This window comes from Streptomyces sp. NPDC090106 (genome assembly GCF_044747265.1).
Taxonomy (GTDB): Bacteria; Actinomycetota; Actinomycetes; order Streptomycetales; family Streptomycetaceae; genus Streptomyces.
The window spans coordinates 1-15,382 of the sequence record NZ_JBIVDS010000019.1; the positions used below are offsets into that span (position 1 = coordinate 1).

At 73.2% G+C, this 15,382-nt stretch carries 14 protein-coding genes and 2 rRNA genes; 13 read left to right on the forward strand and 3 right to left on the reverse strand.

Annotated features, from left to right (window positions below; translation table 11 throughout):
- The 4 genes from ACIPSE_RS41610 to ACIPSE_RS41625 all read left to right on the forward strand — a co-directional run.
- A 23S ribosomal RNA gene (locus tag ACIPSE_RS41610) occupies positions 1–73 on the forward strand; the annotation flags it as partial.
- 112 nt (positions 74–185) lie between these two features.
- Positions 186–302: ribosomal RNA gene (gene rrf, locus ACIPSE_RS41615) — 5S ribosomal RNA — on the forward strand.
- Positions 303–484: 182 nt separating this feature from the next.
- On the forward strand, positions 485–1,819 hold the full coding sequence (locus ACIPSE_RS41620) for a hypothetical protein (RefSeq protein WP_401674262.1): 1,335 nt from the start codon (positions 485–487) through the stop codon (positions 1,817–1,819).
- The gene (locus ACIPSE_RS41625) at positions 1,711–2,595 is read left to right on the forward strand and encodes a hypothetical protein (protein WP_401674265.1); all 885 of its coding nucleotides are present in this window, start codon (positions 1,711–1,713) and stop codon (positions 2,593–2,595) included. The genes ACIPSE_RS41620 and ACIPSE_RS41625 overlap by 109 nt, the downstream gene beginning before the upstream one ends.
- 106 nt (positions 2,596–2,701) lie before the next feature.
- Here ACIPSE_RS41625 and ACIPSE_RS41630 read toward each other — a convergent pair whose 3' ends face one another.
- On the reverse strand, positions 2,702–3,994 hold the full coding sequence (locus ACIPSE_RS41630; protein ID WP_401673947.1) for a DUF1015 family protein: 1,293 nt from the start codon (positions 3,992–3,994) through the stop codon (positions 2,702–2,704).
- 72 nt (positions 3,995–4,066) lie between these two features.
- Here ACIPSE_RS41630 and ACIPSE_RS41635 point away from each other — a divergent pair, with 72 nt between their 5' ends.
- The 4 genes from ACIPSE_RS41635 to ACIPSE_RS41650 all read left to right on the forward strand — a co-directional run bounded on the left by ACIPSE_RS41635 (position 4,067) and on the right by ACIPSE_RS41650 (position 8,194).
- Positions 4,067–5,095, forward strand: a complete 1,029-nt coding sequence (locus ACIPSE_RS41635) for an HAD hydrolase-like protein (protein WP_401673950.1) — start codon at positions 4,067–4,069, stop codon at positions 5,093–5,095.
- Positions 5,096–5,196: 101 nt separating this feature from the next.
- Positions 5,197–6,240: a FecCD family ABC transporter permease gene (locus ACIPSE_RS41640; protein WP_401673952.1), complete on the forward strand. Its 1,044-nt coding sequence runs from the start codon at positions 5,197–5,199 to the stop codon at positions 6,238–6,240.
- Entirely contained in the window at positions 6,237–7,292 is a 1,056-nt protein-coding gene (locus ACIPSE_RS41645; RefSeq protein ID WP_401673955.1) for a FecCD family ABC transporter permease, read from the forward strand. The genes ACIPSE_RS41640 and ACIPSE_RS41645 overlap by 4 nt, the downstream gene beginning before the upstream one ends.
- On the forward strand, positions 7,289–8,194 hold the full coding sequence (locus ACIPSE_RS41650) for an ABC transporter ATP-binding protein (protein ID WP_401673958.1): 906 nt from the start codon (positions 7,289–7,291) through the stop codon (positions 8,192–8,194). The genes ACIPSE_RS41645 and ACIPSE_RS41650 overlap by 4 nt, the downstream gene beginning before the upstream one ends.
- On the opposite strand, the gene ACIPSE_RS41655 is transcribed toward ACIPSE_RS41650, so the two are convergent.
- Positions 8,178–8,525: an SCP2 sterol-binding domain-containing protein gene (locus ACIPSE_RS41655; protein ID WP_401673960.1), complete on the reverse strand. Its 348-nt coding sequence runs from the start codon at positions 8,523–8,525 to the stop codon at positions 8,178–8,180. The two genes, ACIPSE_RS41650 and ACIPSE_RS41655, sit on opposite strands and share 17 nt — an antisense overlap.
- Positions 8,526–8,567: 42 nt before the next feature.
- Between ACIPSE_RS41655 and ACIPSE_RS41660 the strand changes: the two genes are divergently transcribed.
- The 5 genes from ACIPSE_RS41660 (at position 8,568) to ACIPSE_RS41680 (ending at position 13,719) form a co-directional block, all read left to right on the forward strand.
- Positions 8,568–8,846, forward strand: a complete 279-nt coding sequence (locus ACIPSE_RS41660) for a hypothetical protein (protein WP_401673962.1) — start codon at positions 8,568–8,570, stop codon at positions 8,844–8,846.
- A gap of 7 nt (positions 8,847–8,853) precedes the next feature.
- Positions 8,854–9,669: a TlyA family RNA methyltransferase gene (locus tag ACIPSE_RS41665; protein ID WP_401673964.1), complete on the forward strand. Its 816-nt coding sequence runs from the start codon at positions 8,854–8,856 to the stop codon at positions 9,667–9,669.
- Positions 9,666–10,571 carry an NAD kinase gene (locus ACIPSE_RS41670; RefSeq protein WP_401673966.1) on the forward strand — a complete coding sequence of 302 codons (906 nt, stop codon included), beginning with the start codon at positions 9,666–9,668 and terminating at the stop codon, positions 10,569–10,571. The genes ACIPSE_RS41665 and ACIPSE_RS41670 overlap by 4 nt, the downstream gene beginning before the upstream one ends.
- A 58-nt stretch (positions 10,572–10,629) precedes the next feature.
- The gene (recN, locus tag ACIPSE_RS41675) at positions 10,630–12,378 is read left to right on the forward strand and encodes a DNA repair protein RecN (protein WP_401673968.1); all 1,749 of its coding nucleotides are present in this window, start codon (positions 10,630–10,632) and stop codon (positions 12,376–12,378) included.
- 210 nt (positions 12,379–12,588) lie between these two features.
- Complete coding sequence (locus ACIPSE_RS41680) at positions 12,589–13,719, forward strand: glycosyltransferase family 4 protein (RefSeq protein ID WP_401673970.1); 1,131 nt, start codon at positions 12,589–12,591, stop codon at positions 13,717–13,719.
- Between the two features lie 22 nt (positions 13,720–13,741).
- On the opposite strand, the gene ACIPSE_RS41685 is transcribed toward ACIPSE_RS41680, so the two are convergent.
- Complete coding sequence (locus ACIPSE_RS41685) at positions 13,742–15,373, reverse strand: PucR family transcriptional regulator (RefSeq protein WP_401673972.1); 1,632 nt, start codon at positions 15,371–15,373, stop codon at positions 13,742–13,744.
- Positions 15,374–15,382: the final 9 nt, after the last annotated feature.

Consider the following 15,382-nt stretch of genomic DNA (forward strand, 5'->3'; position numbering starts at 1 on the left):
GTTGATAGGCCGGATCTGGAAGCCCAGTAATGGGTGGAGGTGACCGGTACTAATAGGCCGAGGGCTTGTCCTCAGTTGCTCGCGTCCACTGTGTTAGTTCTGAGGCAACGACTGTTGCCGGTTTTTTGAGCAGAACGCATCACTATAACTACAGAGTGTGCTTGTTCGCTCGAAACCATTAGGGTTTCGGTGGTCATAGCGTGAGGGAAACGCCCGGTTACATTCCGAACCCGGAAGCTAAGCCTCAAAGCGCCGATGGTACTGCAGGGGGGACCCTGTGGGAGAGTAGGACGCCGCCGAACAATCTTTGGAAGGACCCCAGGTCCCAGCGTTCAGCTGGGACCTGGGGTCCTTTTGTTTTTACAATGCTTGCGGTACCGAAGACAGGAGTCACCGATGTCCACCAACTCTCCCGACGACCGACCTGAGCGCGACCAGCGGCGACGGGACAGTGGTGACCGGGGCGATCGCGGCGGCTTCCGCCGTGACGACCGTGGTGACCGCGGTGACCGTGGCGGGTACGGTCGGCGCGATGACAACCGTGGCGGCGGTGGCGGTGGCGGGTACGCCGGCCGTCGCGACGACCGCCGTGGAGACGACCGGCGCAGCGACGATCGTGGTGGCTTCCGCCGTGACGACAACCGAGGCGGCGGCGGTGGTGGTTACGCCCCGCGCCGTGACGACCGCCGTGATGACCGTCGTGGTGACGACCGTGGTTCCCGTCCGGCGTTCCGTCGTGATGGTGACCGTCCTGCCGGTCCGCGTCGTGACGATCGGGATCGTGACCGTGGGTTCCGTCGTGACGGTGACCGTCCCGCCTTCCGCCGCGACGACGACCGCCGTGGAGACGACCGCCGTAGCGACAACCGTGGCGGCGACAACCGTGGCGGTTACGCCCCCCGCCGTGACGACAACCGTGGTGGTGGCGGTGGCGGTTACGCCCCGCGTCGTGACGACCGCCGTGATGACCGTCGTGGCGATGACCGGGGCCCCCGTCCGGCTTTCCGTCGTGACGACAACCGCGGTGGATTCGACCGTCGTGACGACCGCCGTGACGACCGGCGCGATGACCGCCGGGACGGCGACCGCGGCGGCTTCCGTCGTGACGACCGCCGTGATGACCGTCGTGGTGACGACCGGGGTTCCCGTCCGGCGTTCCGTCGTGATGGTGACCGTCCTGCCGGTCCGCGTCGTGACGATCGGGATCGTGACCGTGGGTTCCGTCGTGACGGTGACCGTCCCGCCTTCCGCCGCGACGACGACCGCCGTGGAGACGACCGGCGCAGCGACGATCGTGGTGGCTTCCGCCGGGACGACAACCGAGGCGGCGGCGGTGGCGGCTACGCCCCGCGTCGTGACGACAACCGTGGCGGCGGCGGTGGCGGCTACGCTCCGCGCCGTGACGACAACCGGGGCGGATTCGACCGCCGTGACGACCGACGCGACGACCGCCGGGACGGCGACCGCGGCGGCTTCCGCCGGGACGACCGAGGCCCCCGTCGCGATGACCGCCGTGACGACCGAGGTCCCCGTAGGGACGACCGAGGTGGCCGGCCCGGAGGCGGCGGCTTCCGCGGGCGCGACGACCGGCGTGACGACAGGCGTGACGACCGTGGTGGGTACGGGCGGGGGGACGACCGCCGTGGTGGTGGCCGGTTCCGCGACGACCGGGATCGTGACCGCGACCGGGACCGTGAGCCCATCAAGCGGCTGCCGATCCCCGAGGACGTCACCGGCGACGAGATCGACAAGGACGTGCGGCAGGAGCTCCAGAGCCTGCCGAAGACGCTCGCGGAAGACGTCGCGCGCAACCTGGTGATGGTCGCGCGGCTCATCGACGAGGACCCCGAGGGCGCCTACGGCTACTCCAAGGTGGCGCTGCGGCTCGCGTCGCGTGTCGCGGCGGTGCGCGAGGCGGCCGGCTTCGCGGCGTACGCGAACCAGAAGTACGGCGAGGCCCTCGCCGAGTTCCGGGCCGCGCGGCGCATGACCGGCAACGTCGAGCTGTGGCCCGTGATGGCCGACTGCGAGCGTGGGCTCGGCCGGCCGGAGAAGGCGCTGGACATGGCGGGCGCGCCCGACGTGAACAAGCTGGACAAGGCCGGTCAGGTCGAGATGCGGCTCGTCGCGGCCGGTGCCCGGCGTGACATGGGCCAGCTGGAGGCGGCCATCGTGACGCTCCAGAGCCCCGAGCTGGCGTCCAGCTCGGTGCAGCCCTGGACCGCGCGGCTGCGCTACGCCTACGCGGACGCGCTGCTCGCGGCCGGCCGTGACGGCGAGGCGCGCGAGTGGTTCGCCAAGGCCGTCGAGGCCGACCGGGACGGCAGCACCGACGCCTCCGACCGGCTCGCCGAGCTGGACGGCGTCGAGTTCGTCGACGCGCTCGGCGATGACGAGGCCACCCCCGAGGCGCAGCCCGAGCCCGAGGCAGAGCCCCAGGCCGAGATCACGGTCGTCGAGAGCGACATCGACGAGGACGACATCGACGACATCGGCGAGGACGACCTCGACGAGGACGACGAGGACGACGAGGACGACGAGGACGACGAGGACGTCAAGGGTGACGAGGACGTCAAGGGTGACGACAAGGACTGACGTCCGTCCCCGAGCGTGGGCACGTGAGAGCGTGAGCAAGTGAAAGGGCGGGATCCCGGTATCGGGATCCCGCCCTTTTCGTAGGGGCGCGGCGGCTCGGACCGGCTCAGATCTCCAGGGCGCGCAGCACCAGTCCCGACGCCGGCTTCGGGCCGAAGGACGTCGACTTGCGGGGCATGGTGACGCCCTGGCGGGCCAGGTCGCGGACGACCTCCTCGCGGACCGGGTGCATGAGGACGGCCGTGCCGCCGTCGCGCTCGGCCTTGCGGACCGTGGCCGCCGTGTCGTGGATGTAGGCGATGCGGGCCGGGTCGTCCTCGGGGACGTGCCAGACGTGCTCCAGGAGCGTGGCGTGCAGGACCGTCGCGTCCAGGGTGCGCCAGGCCGCCGGGCGGTCGGCGGGGATCGTGCGGGCCAGGAGGTCCGGGTCGGGGCGGTCCAGGAGGTGGAAGGCTCCGTCTCCGGCGAGGAGGAAGGCGTTGCCCGCGCAGGCCGCGTCGGCCAGGGCCTCCAGGGCTTCGGGCAGAGGCACGTCCAGGCGTTCCACCCGGAACAGGCCCTCCAGGGGAGCCAGCGCCCGCGCGACCGGCACGCCGTGCAGGAGCCGGTGGATCGCGCGGACGCGGAGCGGGTAGCGGACCGTGTCGACGAGGAGGACCAGGCCGTAGTCCCAGGGGCTCGGCGAGGGATGCTCCGCGCGTAGACGACGGTAGGTCGCCCAGCGGTGGTGGCCGTCGGCGATCAGGGCCTGGTGGTGGGCGAGGTCGGACTGGACGGCGCTCACGTCGGCGGGGTCGGTGAGGGCCCACAGGCGGTGGCTGTAGCCGTCCTCGGTGGTGGTGGCGAGGAGCGGGGGCCGTTCCGCCGTCCGCTCCACGACCGCCGTGGTGTCTCCAGTCGAGCCGTTGCCGCGGTAGGTCAGGAGCAGGGGCTCCAGGTTCGCGGAGGTCGCGCGCATCAGGGCCGCACGGTCGGCGACCACATGCGGCATCACGTCCTCGTGGGGCAGCACCACATGGTCCGCCGGGTCCGAGACATGGAGGGCGCCGATGATGCCGCGCTGGAGCATGCCGTCCGCGTGGCGCTGCTCGTAGACGTAGAAGCCGGGTTCGGCGTCGGCGGCCAGGACTCCCTCGGCGAGCCAGCGGCGCAGGGTGTCGGCGGCCTGTTCGTTGCGAGCGCTCGGCGTGGTCGCCTGCGGCAGGATGAGCCGGACGATGTTGTACGGGTCGGCGGACTGGAGCTGGTGCAGGCCGTCGGGGCGGACGACGACGTCGTACGGGGGCGATGTCACGGCGGCGAGGCTGCCGACCCGGTCGGGGTCGTAGCGGAGGCCGCGGAACGGGGTGAGTTCCAGACCTCGGGGCACCCTTGCTTCCGAGTGACCTGCAGTGTTCATCCCGGCATCGTACGTGTGTCGGTGGTGTGCGAGATGATCGGGGGAAAGCCGTCCAGTGAGGAGCGATGCGGAATGAGCCAGAGCGTCAGGACGAGGCCCGAGGGCAGTGGGCAGGCCCTGAGCGAGGCGTACGACACCGCGCTGCTCGACCTCGACGGGGTGGTGTACGCCGGGGGGAGCGCCATCGCGCACGCCGTCGAGTCGCTGGCCACCGCGCGTGCGGGCGGGATGCGTCTCGCGTACGTCACGAACAACGCCCTGCGGACGCCCGACACGGTGGCGGGGCATCTGACCGAGCTGGGGATACCGACGGAGGCGCCGGAGGTCATCACCTCCGCGCAGGCGGTGGCCCGGCTGATCTCCGAGCAGGTGCCCGCCGGGTCGCGGGTGCTGGTCATCGGCGGTGAGGGGCTGCGGGTCGCGCTGCGCGAGCGGGAGCTCGTTCCCGTGGAGTCCGCGGACGACGATCCGGTCGCCGTGGTGCAGGGCTTCGGCGGGCCCGATCTGCCGTGGGGACGGTTCGCGGAGGCGTCGTACGCGATCGCGCGCGGGGTCCCGTGGTTCGCGTCCAACACGGACCTGACGATTCCCAGCGGGCGCGGGATCGCGCCGGGGAACGGGGCCGCCGTGGAGGTCGTGCGGATCGCGACGGGTGCCGAGCCGCAGGTCGCGGGCAAGCCGCTGCCTCCGATGCACCGGGAGACGATCCTGCGGACGGGCGCCGAGCGGCCGTTGGTGGTCGGGGACCGGCTGGACACCGACATCGAGGGCGCGTTCAACGGCGAGGTGGACTCGCTGCTCGTGCTGACCGGTGTGACCGACGGGGCCCAGCTGCTGGCCGCCCCGCCGCAGCACCGGCCGACGTACGTCGACGCGGACCTGCGCGGCATGCTCACCGGACAGCCCGAGGTCACGGAGGCGGACGGCGGGTTCCGGTGCGGCGGGTGGACCGCGGTCGCCGGTGCGGAGCGGCTGGAACTCGACGGTGACGGGGAGCCGTTGGACGGCCTTCGGGCGCTGTGCGCGGCGGCCTGGACGGCCGCCGGGGCGGGAAGCTGCGCGCTGGACGCGGGGAAGGCGCTGGCCCGGCTGGGCCTGTAGGGAGAAGAAGCCGGGCCGCCCGTATCGAGGCCGGGGCGGCCCGGCCGTGTCCCCGTGCAGCGGGAGCGTGGCCGGATCGGAGGGTAGGCTAACCTAACTGCGTGTTGGTCGACAGTCCCCCTGAACAGCGCGCGGAGACCGCTCCCGCGCCCCCCGGCCGCCGGGCGATACGTGCCCTCGGGCTGCTCCTGTCCGTCGTGCTCCTGGTGCTCGTCGCGCTGGCGAGCATCGCGATCGGGGCGAAAGAGCTGACGCTCCCACAGGTGTGGCACGGCCTGTTCGAGAACTCGGGAACCTACGGCGACGTCGTGGTGACCGACCGGCTCTGGCGGACCGTCCTCGGTCTGCTGGCCGGCGCCGCGCTCGGTCTGTCCGGCACCGTGCTCCAGGCGCTCACCCGCAACCCGCTCGCCGACCCCGGGCTGCTCGGCATCAACGCCGGCGCGTCCGCCGCGGTCGTCACCGCGATCACGTTCTTCGGGATCACGAGCCTCGACGGCTATGTGTGGTTCGCGTTCCTCGGCGCGGCGGCCGTCGGAGCCCTCGTCTGGTTCCTCGGCGGCAGCCGGGGCGCGACCCCGGTGCGGCTCGCGCTCGCCGGTACGGCGATCAGCGCGGCGCTCTACGGCTATCTCCAGGCCGTGATGATCAGCGACGAGGCGGCGCTCGGCAAGATGCGCTTCTGGACCGTGGGTTCGCTGACCTCGGCCAGTGAGTCGACCATCCTCCAGGTGCTGCCGTTCCTGGCGGGCGGCTCGCTCCTCGCCCTCGCGCTCGCCCGGCCGCTGAACGCGATGGAGATGGGCGACGACACCGCCAAGGCCCTCGGCGCCAACCTGAACCGGACCCGGGCGCTGTCGATGCTCGCCGCCGTCGTGCTGTGCGGTGCGGCGACCGCCGCGTGCGGGCCGATCGTGTTCGTCGGGCTGATGGTGCCGCACGTCGTGCGCTCCTTCACCGGGCCCGACCTGCGCTGGATCATGCCGTACGCGGCCCTCCTGTCGCCGGTGCTGCTGCTCGGCGCCGATGTCGTCGGGCGCGTCGTGGCCCGGCCCTCGGAGCTCCAGGTCGGCATCGTGACCGCGATCCTCGGCGGTCCGGTCTTCATCTTCCTCGTACGACGGCGAAGGACGGCACAACTGTGAAGACCCTTCGTGCCGCACGCGCCACCCGTGCCGTCCGGACCCCGGGCGGTCTCTCGTTCCGGCTCGACGTCCGGGCCGCCGGGGTCGTCCTCGCCCTGCTGCTGGCCGCGCTCCTGGCGAGCGTCGTGCTGATCGGCACCGGCGACTTCCCGATCTCCGCCGGGGACGTCCTCAAGACCCTCGTCGGGGGCGGCAACGCGGGCCAGGAGTTCATCGTCAACGAGCTGCGGCTGCCGAGGGTCCTCGTCGGGCTGCTCGTCGGGGCCTCGCTCGGGCTCGGCGGGGCGCTGTTCCAGGCGGTGTCCCGCAACCCGCTCGGCAGCCCGGACATCCTGGGCCTCTCGCAGGGGGCGTCGGCCGGTGCGCTCGTCGTCATCGTGCTGTTCTCCGGGAGCGCCGCGCAGGTGACCCTGGGGGCGCTCGCCGGAGGGCTCGTGACCGGCGTGGCGATCTACCTGCTGTCCTGGAAACAGGGGGTGCACGGATACCGGCTCGTCCTGGTCGGCATCGGCGTCTCCGCGATCCTCACCGCCGTCAACGGCTATCTGCTCACCGTCTCCGACATCGTCGACGCGGCCCGTGCCGTCGTCTGGATGACCGGGTCGCTCAGCGGCCGGGACTGGGACCAGGTGTGGCCGCTGCTCGCGCTCTGCGCGGTGCTCGTGCCACTCGTCCTCGGCAACGCGCGCGGGCTGCGGATGATGGAGATGGGCGACGACGTCTCGAACGCCCTCGGGGTGCGCGTCGAACGGGTGCGGGCGCTGCTGCTGGTGGCCGCCGTGCTGCTGGTGGCGACCGCCACCGCCGCCGCGGGCCCGGTCAGCTTCGTGGCGCTCACCGCGCCGCAGCTCGCCCGCCGGCTGACCCGCTCGCCCGGCCCCAACCTGCTGGCGTCCCTGTGCATGGGCGCCGCCCTGCTGGTCACCGCCGACTGGCTGTCCCAGAAGGTCTTCGGCGCCGACCAGATGCCCGTCGGTGTGGTCACCGGTGTCCTCGGCGGCGTCTATCTGCTGTGGCTGCTGGTCACCGAACGCAAGGCGGGCCGGATATGAGCGGCTCGGCGAACATCGACACCCGGGCGAACCAGAACACCCGAAGGAGCACCGTGAACCGCCTCTCCGCCGAGAACGTCACTCTCGCCTACGACCAGCGCGTCATCGCCGAGGAGTTGTCGGTCGAGATCCCCGACAACTCCTTCACCGTGATCGTCGGGCCGAACGCGTGCGGCAAGTCCACGCTCCTGCGGGCCCTGTCGCGGATGCTGAAGCCGAACCAGGGCCGGGTGCTGCTCGACGGGCAGGTCATCCAGTCGATGCCCGCGAAGAAGGTCGCGCGGACGCTGGGCCTGCTGCCGCAGTCGTCGATCGCGCCCGACGGGATCACCGTCGCCGACCTCGTGGGCCGCGGCCGGTACCCGCACCAGGGCATCCTGCGCCAGTGGTCCACCGAGGACGAGCGGGTCGTCCAGGAGTCGATGGCGCGGACCGGTGTCGCCGAACTCGCCGACCGGTACGTCGACGAGCTGTCCGGCGGCCAGCGCCAGCGCGTGTGGATCGCCATGGCGCTCGCCCAGCAGACCCCGCTGCTGCTCCTCGACGAGCCGACGACCTACCTCGACATCCAGCACCAGATCGATGTTTTGGACCTCTGCGCCGAACTCCACGAGGAGCAGGGCCGTACGCTCGTCGCCGTCCTGCACGACCTCAACCACGCCGCCCGGTACGCCACCCATCTCATCGCCCTCAAGGGCGGCCGGGTGATCGCGGAGGGCGCGCCCGGCGACATCGTCACGGCCGGGCTGGTCGAGGAGGTCTTCGGGCTGGGCTGCCAGGTCATCGACGACCCGGAGACGGGGACGCCGCTGGTGGTCCCGGCGGCGCGCAAGGCCCGCACCCGGGGCGAGGGGCGCGCGGCGGCCGACGGGGCGCGCGCGGTGGCTACAGAAGCTTCCTGAGCTGGAACAGGTCGCGGAGGCCCGCTTCGAGCTTCACCCGGCCCGAGCCCCAGGCCTTCGCGAAGTTCAGCTCCCCGTCGACCAGGGCCAGCAGGTCGTCGCCCGTCATGGTCAGCCGGATCTGAGCCTTGTCCTTCGGGGGGCCCTGGAGCGTGTCGTGCACGACGATCCCGCCGCCGGTCATCCGCCCGGTGAACGTGACGTCCAGGTCGGTGATCCGGCAGCTCACCGAGCGGTCCAGGGCCGCCGCGGCGGCGACGTCCCCCTCGGCGCGCCGCATGCTGTCCGAGAGCTTCTCGAGTGCGCTGCGGCACTCCTCGATCGTGGCCATCGCGACCGACGGTACCGCAGCGCTTCGGGGTAGCGTCTGGGCATGAGCGACGCAGTTCCCGAGAGCCCGGAGGCCTTCGAGGAGGCGGCCGAGGACGACCCGTCCGCCCCGGCCCCCCTGGACGTCCCCCGCACCCCCACGGACCACCCCGGCGTGGACGCCCTGCTGGACCGGCTCGGCGACGCCGACCACCTCGCCACGGACGGCCACGTCGAGGTGTACGAGGATGTACACCGGGGGCTTCGTGACGCGCTGACCGCGCTCGACGCCCGCCCGGGACCTCAGGGGCCCGCACCGTCGTACGGACAACACAGGAGCTGAACCGAACGTGGCCGGAGTCGCACGCCGCCGTCTGGATGCCGAGCTGGTGCGCAGGAAGCTCGCGCGGTCGCGTGAGCACGCCAGCCAGCTGATCGCCGCCGGGCGGGTCACCGTCGGCAAGACCGTCGCGACGAAGCCCGCCACCCAGGTGGAGACCGCGGCGGCGATCGTCGTGACCGCCGACGACGGTGAGCCCGACTACGTGTCCCGCGGTGGGCACAAGCTTGCGGGCGCCTTCAGTGTGTTCGTCCCCCGGGGGCTCGTCGTCGAGGGACGGCGCGCGCTGGACGCCGGGGCCTCGACCGGCGGGTTCACCGATGTGCTGCTGCGCGCGGGTGCCGCGCACGTCGTCGCGGTGGACGTCGGCTACGGACAACTTGCATGGACTCTGCAGAGTGATGAACGCGTCACCGTCAAGGACCGTACGAACGTACGCGAGTTGACGCTTGAGGTGATCGATGAGGAGCCCGTGGATCTTGTCGTGGGGGATCTTTCCTTCATCCCGCTGGGGCTGGTCCTGCCTGCCCTGGTGCGCTGCGTGACACCGGACGCCGACCTGGTGATGATGGTGAAGCCGCAGTTCGAGGTGGGGAAGGAACGACTGGGCAGCGGGGGAGTCGTCCGGAGTACGGAGCTGCGCGCGGAGGCCGTGCGCGGGGTGGCCGAAAAGGCGTGGGAACTCGGGCTCGGGGTGAACGGTGTCACGGCAAGTCCGTTGCCCGGCCCCTCGGGCAATGTCGAATACTTCCTGTGGCTGCGTGCCGGGGCGCCCGCCCTGGACCCGGCCGATGTTGACCGTGCAGTGGCGGAGGGGCCGCGTTGACACAGAACCGAGCTCGTACTGTTTTCCTGCTGACCCACACCGGGCGGCCGGCCGCGATCAGAAGCGCCGAGCTGGTCGTGAAGGGGTTGCTCCGTGAGGGCATCGGAGTGCGGGTCCTGGCGTACGAGGCCGCCGACCTGCCGTTGCCCGAGGAGGTGGAGCTGGTCGAGGAGGCCACTCCGCAGTGCCTGGACGGCTGCGAGCTGCTGATCGTCCTGGGCGGTGACGGCACGCTGCTGCGCGGCGCCGAGTTCGCGCGCGCCTCCGGAGTGCCCATGCTGGGGGTGAACCTCGGCAGCGTCGGCTTCCTCGCCGAGGCCGAGCGGGACGACCTGGACAAGGTCGTCGACCGGGTCGTCAGCAAGGCGTACGAGGTCGAGGAGCGGATGACCGTCGACGTCGTCGTGCACAGCAACGGCGACATCGTGCACACCGACTGGGCGCTGAACGAGGCCGCGGTGCAGAAGGCGGGCGCCGAGAAGCTCCTGGAGGTCGTCCTGGAGATCGACGGGCGGCCGGTGACCGGGTTCGGGTGCGACGGCATCGTGCTGTCCACGCCGACCGGGTCGACCGCGTACGCGTTCTCGGCGGGCGGGCCCGTGGTGTGGCCCGAGGTCGAGGCGCTCCTGATGGTGCCGATCAGCGCGCACGCCCTGTTCGCGAAGCCGCTGGTGACCTCGCCGGACTCGGTGCTCGCCGTGGAGGTGCTGCCGCACATCCCGCCGGGCGTGCTGTGGTGCGACGGACGGCGGACCGTGGAGCTGCCCGCCGGGGCCCGGGTCGAGGTGCGGCGCGGGGCGGTGCCGGTGCGGCTGGCGCGGCTCCACCACGCCTCCTTCACCGACCGCCTGGTCGCGAAGTTCGCTTTGCCGGTTTCGGGCTGGCGCGGGGCTCCCCACTAGGGGCCGGTCCACCCGCCCGGGTGACAGGGCGCCTCGCATCCGGGCGCCCGTACCTCGTATGGTCGTGTCCGTGCTGGAAGAGATGCGGATACGGTCCCTCGGAGTCATCGACGACGCGGTCGTCGAGCTGTCGCCCGGGTTCACCGCCGTCACGGGTGAGACGGGCGCGGGCAAGACCATGGTGGTCACCAGCCTGGGGCTGTTGCTCGGTGGACGGGCGGACCCGGCGCTGGTACGGATCGGGGCCGAGAAGGCCGTGGTCGAAGGACGGATCGCGCTGCCGCCCGGCGCGTCCGCCGCGCTGCGGGCCGAGGAGGCCGGCGCCGAGCTGGACGACGGGGCGCTGCTGATCAGCCGTACCGTTTCGGCGGAGGGCCGGTCCCGGGCGCACGTGGGCGGGCGCAGCGTGCCCGTGGGCGTGCTCGCCGAGCTGGCCGACGAACTGGTCGCCGTGCACGGCCAGACCGACCAGCAGGGCCTGCTGAAGCTGTCCCGGCAGCGCCAGGCCCTGGACCGGTACGCCGGGGACGCCGTCGCGGGACCCCTCGCCAAGTACGGCGAGGCCTACCGGCGGCTGCGGGCGGTCTCCGTCGAACTCGACGAGATCACCACACGCGCGCGTGAACGGGCCCAGGAGGCCGACATGCTGCGCTACGGCCTGGACGAGATCGGCGCGGTCGAACCGCGCCCCGGGGAGGACGTCGAGCTGGCCGAGGAGGCCGAACGGCTCGGACACGCCGAGGCGTTGTCGTCCGCCGCGACGGTCGCGCACGCCGCCCTCGCCGGGAACCCCGAGGACCCCGAGGGCATCGACGCCAACACCCTGGTCGCGGGCGCCCAGCGGGCCCTGGACGCCGTACGGTCGCACGACCCGGAGCTGTCCGCGCTCGCCGACCGGATCGGCGAGGTCGGCATCCTGCTGGGCGACGTGGCGGGCGAGCTGGCCGGCTACGCGGACGACCTGGACGCCGATCCGCTGCGTCTGTCGGCCGTGGAGGAGCGGCGGGCCGCGCTCACCGCCCTGACCCGCAAGTACGGCGAGAACGTGGCCGCCGTGCTCGCCTGGGCCGAGCAGAGCGCCGCCCGGCTCACCGAACTCGACGGCGACGACGAGCGGATCGACGAGCTCACCGCCGAGCGCGACGGGCTGCGCGGTGAACTGGGCGGCCTCGCGCAGGCGTTGAGCGACGCGCGGACGGAGGCCGCCGAGCGGTTCGCGGCGGCCGTCACCGCCGAGCTGGCGTCCCTCGCGATGCCGCACGCGCGCGTGTCGTTCGCGCTGCGGCAGACCGAGGACCCCGAGGGCGTCGAGGTCGGCGGACGGCCCGTCGCCTACGGGCCCTCCGGTGTCGACGAGGTCGAGCTGCTGCTCGCCCCGCACCCGGGTGCCCCGCCGCGGCCCATCGCCAAGGGCGCCTCCGGCGGTGAGCTCTCGCGCGTGATGCTCGCCGTGGAGGTCGTGTTCGCCGGGACCGACCCGGTGCCGACGTACCTCTTCGACGAGGTCGACGCCGGTGTCGGCGGCAAGGCGGCCGTGGAGATCGGGCGGCGCCTGGCCAAGCTCGCCAAGTCCGCCCAGGTCGTGGTCGTCACGCACCTGCCGCAGGTCGCCGCCTTCGCCGACCGGCAGCTGCTGGTGGAGAAGACGAACGACGGGTCCGTCACCCGGTCCGGCGTGAAGGTCCTCGAAGGGGAGGACCGCGTACGGGAGTTGTCCCGGATGCTCGCCGGCCAGGAGGACTCCGAGACGGCCCGGGCGCACGCGGAGGAACTGCTGGCGGCGGCACGCGCGGGGGACGCGGGGTAGCGGAACCGACGCGTGGGGCGCACGCTCACCCATGTGGGTGACCCACGCGGAATCCGCACACTCCCGGCGTTCCCGGAACACCCGTGCGTGCTGGCATGCTTGGCGGTACGCACGCAGTACGCGGAGGAAGCGCGCGGTCCATCCCACCGCCCGGTCGCTTCTGTACGTTTCCTCGTGACCGCCCGACGCCGAACCAGGAGCCCCGGCCACGTGAGCCTCGTGAGCAGCCACTCACCGCACGGTCAGTCGCCGCTGCGCACCGTGCAGGTGCTCGGCGGAGGCAACGCCGGGAGCAGCGCGCATGTGCGGTCCCTGGCCTCGGGGCTCGTGGCGCGGGGCGTGCGGGTCACGGTGTGCGCCCCCGCCGATGCCGATCGCACCTACGACTTCTCGGGCGCCGGCGCCGAGCACGTGCACGTACCGCGCAGCAGCGATCCGACCTCCGTCGCCATGCTCCGGGCGGCCTGCGCGGACGCCGACCTGGTGCACGCGCACGGGCTGCACGCCTCCTTCCGCGCCGTCCTCGCGCTGAGCGGGCGCCGTACGCCCCTGGTCGTCACGTGGCACGACCGGGCGCAGGCCGAGGGCGCGCGCGCCCATCTGGTGCGCCTGCTGGAGCGGCGGGTCGTACGGGCCGCCTCCGTGGTGCTGGGCGCCAGTTCGGCCCTCGTCGACCGGGCCCGCTCCACAGGCGCCCGGGACGCGCGGCTCGCCGCCGTCGCCCTGCCGGGGCCCCGCCGGGAGGTCCGTGCGGAGGACCCGGCGCGCCCCAAGGTGCGGGCCGAACTCGGCGCCATCGGACGTCCGTTGCTGATGGCCGTCGGCTCCCTGGACCGGCACCGCGGCTACGACACCCTGCTGGACGCCTCCCGCGCGTGGCGCGCCCTGGACCCGCTGCCGCTCGTCGCGATCGCCGGGGAGGGGCCGCTGCGCGCCGAGTTGCAGCAGCGCATCGAGGACGAGGCGCTGCCGGTCCGGCTCATCGGACGGCGCGACGACGTCTCCGAGCTGCTCGCCGCCGCCGATCTCGCCCTCCTGACGAGCAGTTGGGAGGCGCGTTCCCTGCTCGCCCAGGAGGCCCTGCACGCGCGCGTGCCGCTCATCGCCACCGAGGTGGGCAGCATGCCCGAACTCGTCGGAGACGCCGCCGAACTCGTGCCCTACGGGGACACCCGGGCCCTCGCCGACGTCGTCGTCCGCCTCCTCGGGGACCCCGAGCGGTGCGAGGAGCTGCGGGAGCGGGGCGTGCGGCAGGCGGCGACCTGGCCGACCGAGGACGAGACGGTCGCGCAAGTCCTCAGCGTCTACGACGAGTTGACCCAGGCCCGGCCGCTGATCTGAGGCCGAGGGGGCGGACGGCCGGTCACGGCACGTGCCGGCGGGCCCGCAGGGCCAGGCTCAACGCCAGGACCGTCTGCGGGTCGTCCAGGTCCGTGCCGAGCAACTCGCCGATCCGCGCGAGCCGGTTGTAGAGGGTCTGCCGGTTCAGGTGCAGCTCGCGCGCGGTCTCCGCCTTGCGGCCCGCGTGCGCCAGATAGGTCTCCAGGGTGGGCAGCAGCGGCGGTTTGGACCGCAGGTCGTGATCGCGGACCGGGCCGATCGCGCGGTCCACGAAGGCCGCGAGGTCCGGGTGGTCGCGCAGCCGCCACAGCAGCAGGTCGATGTCCAGGCGCCGCGCGTCGTACCAGGGCAGGTCCGGCAGGCCCTGCGCGGCGGTCGCCGTCTCCGCCGCGTGCCGCAGGCCCGCCGAGGCCGCCGCCCAGCCGCCCGCCACGCCCACGACCACCACCGGCGGCCGGGCGCCGGGACGCCGCATCCCGGCGCGCTCCACCCCGGCCCGCAGCGCCGCCGCGACCCGGTCGGCGACCGTCGTGCGCTCCGGTTCCGTCCGCAGGCCCAGCAGGACCAGCACGCGGCCCTCGACCGGCCGTACGCCCAGCAGCACCGGCACGCCGACCGAGGCCAGCTCCTCGGAGACCGCGCGGGCCAGGACGGCCCAGCCTCCGCCGGGGGAGAGGGTGTCGCCCAGCCGCATCACCACCGGCAGCAGCGGGCTGCCGCCCGGCTTGAAGCCGAGCACGCGCGCCTGCGCGGGCGCGTCCTCGGCGGTGATCCGGCCCTCGGCGAGATCGGTGAGGAAGTCGCCGCGGCCCCGCGCCGCCAGCTCCTCCTCCTGGCGGGCCTGCATCAGCACCACCGCAAGGATGCCGGCCGCCCGCTCGGCGGCGATGCGGTGCACGGGCGCGAGCGGCGAGCGCACGGGCAGCAGCACCAGCCGGGCCCGTACCGAGCCGGTGCCGGGGCCCCCGCCGGGGACGTCCACGAGGACCGAGCCGGACGGCGGCGGGGCGTGCCGGTGCTGGCCGCGCAGCCCCTCCCACACCTGGAGCGGGTCGGCGCCCTCGGGACCGGCGCCCGCGGCGTACAGGAGCTGTCCGTCGACGGTCTCCAGGAACACCGGGTTGCCGCCGAAGTCGGCCAGGATGCCCAGCACCTGGGGCACCCCGCCGCCGCCCAGCAGGGCCTGGGTGCAGCGCCGGTGGACCTCCTCGGCCCGCTGGAGCAGCGCGTAGTGGCCGTTGACGATCTCGGTGTGGATCTCCTCCGTCACCGTCACGAACGGCACCTCACGGTGCAGCTGGACCAGCGGCAGCCCGGTCGAGCGGGCCGTGTCGACGAGGGTGGCGGGCAGCCGGGCGAACCGCGGCCCCAGCTCGATCACCAGGGCGGCGATGCCCCGCTCGGCCAGGGTCCGGACGAACGCGCGCTGCTCGGCGGGGCGGGTGCCGAGCCCGTAGCCGGTGGTCAGCAGCAGCTCCCCGCCCTTGAGGAGCGACGCGATGTGCGGCACCTCGCCCGCGTGCACCCACCGCACCGGCCGCTGGAGCCGCTCGGCGCCCGCGAGCACCTCCGGCAGCCCGCCGCGCAGGCCGGGCAGCTCCAGTGCCCGCTGAACGGTGATGCCGGCGCCGTGGCTGTCGAATCCGCTGTCCATGAGCCGGAC

What these genes read in the sequence shown, in the direction of transcription:
- ACIPSE_RS41630 (WP_401673947.1), bottom strand. Translation starts at nt 3,994, where the DNA reads ATGAACACTGCAGGTCACTCGGAAGCAAGGGTGCCCCGAGGTCTGGAA.
- ACIPSE_RS41635 (WP_401673950.1), top strand. Translation starts at nt 4,067, where the DNA reads ATGAGCCAGAGCGTCAGGACGAGGCCCGAGGGCAGTGGGCAGGCCCTG.
- ACIPSE_RS41650 (WP_401673958.1), top strand. Translation starts at nt 7,289, where the DNA reads ATGAGCGGCTCGGCGAACATCGACACCCGGGCGAACCAGAACACCCGA.
- ACIPSE_RS41655 (WP_401673960.1), bottom strand. Translation starts at nt 8,525, where the DNA reads ATGGCCACGATCGAGGAGTGCCGCAGCGCACTCGAGAAGCTCTCGGAC.
- ACIPSE_RS41660 (WP_401673962.1), top strand. Translation starts at nt 8,568, where the DNA reads ATGAGCGACGCAGTTCCCGAGAGCCCGGAGGCCTTCGAGGAGGCGGCC.
- recN (WP_401673968.1), top strand. Translation starts at nt 10,630, where the DNA reads ATGGTCGTGTCCGTGCTGGAAGAGATGCGGATACGGTCCCTCGGAGTC.
- ACIPSE_RS41685 (WP_401673972.1), bottom strand. Translation starts at nt 15,373, where the DNA reads ATGGACAGCGGATTCGACAGCCACGGCGCCGGCATCACCGTTCAGCGG.